Below are 1,093 nucleotides of genomic sequence, written 5' to 3' on the forward strand. Positions count from 1 at the left end.
CTAGTGTCCTGCGCCTGAAATTCGCTAAATATCGGTAGGCTGCCGGTCGTGCCGAGTAGGGGCCGGCCGGTGGCCGAGGTGAACCTGACCGACGAGCAGCGCGAGACGCTGGTCCGGTGGTCACGGCGGGCGAAGTCCTCGCAGGCACTCGCTCTGCGCAGCAAGATCGTGCTGGCCGCCGCGGACGGTGAGTCGAACACCGCAATCGCCGCGAAGCTGGGCTGTCATGCGGTGACGGTCGGGAAGTGGCGGTCGCGTTTCGCGAAGGCGGGGCTGGACGGATTGGTCGACGAGCCGCGCCCGGGTGCTCCCCGCACGATCACCGACGAGCAGATCGAGCAGGTCGTCGTGGACACCCTGGAGCGCACCCCAGCGGACGCGACGCACTGGTCACGGGCGTCGATGGCCACCGAAAGCGGCCTGTCGCGCTCCACGGTGGGCCGGATCTGGAAGGCCTTCGGGCTCAAACCGCACCAGGTCGAGACGTTTAAGCTCTCCACCGACCCGCAGTTCGTGGACAAGGTCCGTGACATCGTCGGGCTCTACCTCGACCCGCCGGAGAAGGCGCTGGTGCTGTGCGTGGACGAGAAGACCCAGATCCAGGCCCTGGACCGCTCCGCGCCGGTGCTGCCGATGATGCCGGGCATGCCCGAGCGGCGCACCCACGACTACCTCCGCCACGGCATCACCACCTTGTTCGCCGCACTCGACGTGGCCACCGGCGAGATCATCGGCTCCATCCACCGCCGCCACCGGGCCGCGGAGTTCCGCAAGTTCCTCGTCAAGCTGGACAAACAGGTCCCGGTCGGGCTGGACGTGCACCTGATCTGCGACAACTACAGCACCCACAAGGCCCCGACGATCCAGCGTTGGCTCGAGGCTCACCCGCGGTTCCACATGCACTTCACCCCGACCTACTCGTCCTGGCTCAACCAGGTCGAACGCTGGTTCGCGCTGCTCACCGACAAGCAGCTCCGCCGCGGAGTGCACAAGAACCTGCACGCCCTCGAACGTGACATCCGAGCCTGGATCTCAGCCTGGAACGACCACCCGCGCCCGTTCGCCTGGACCAAAACCGCCGACGAGGTCCTGG

At 67.3% G+C, this 1,093-nt stretch carries 1 protein-coding gene; it reads left to right on the plus strand.

Features of this window, described 5'->3' with window-relative positions; genetic code table 11:
- Positions 1 to 48 precede the first annotated feature (48 nt).
- Positions 49 to 1,093: IS630 family transposase (locus LWC35_RS38785; protein ID WP_232875582.1), on the plus strand; the 1,045-nt coding region annotated here is incomplete at its 3' end.

The organism is Pseudonocardia kujensis, assembly GCF_021283305.1.
GTDB classification, from domain to species: Bacteria; Actinomycetota; Actinomycetes; order Mycobacteriales; family Pseudonocardiaceae; genus Pseudonocardia; species Pseudonocardia kujensis.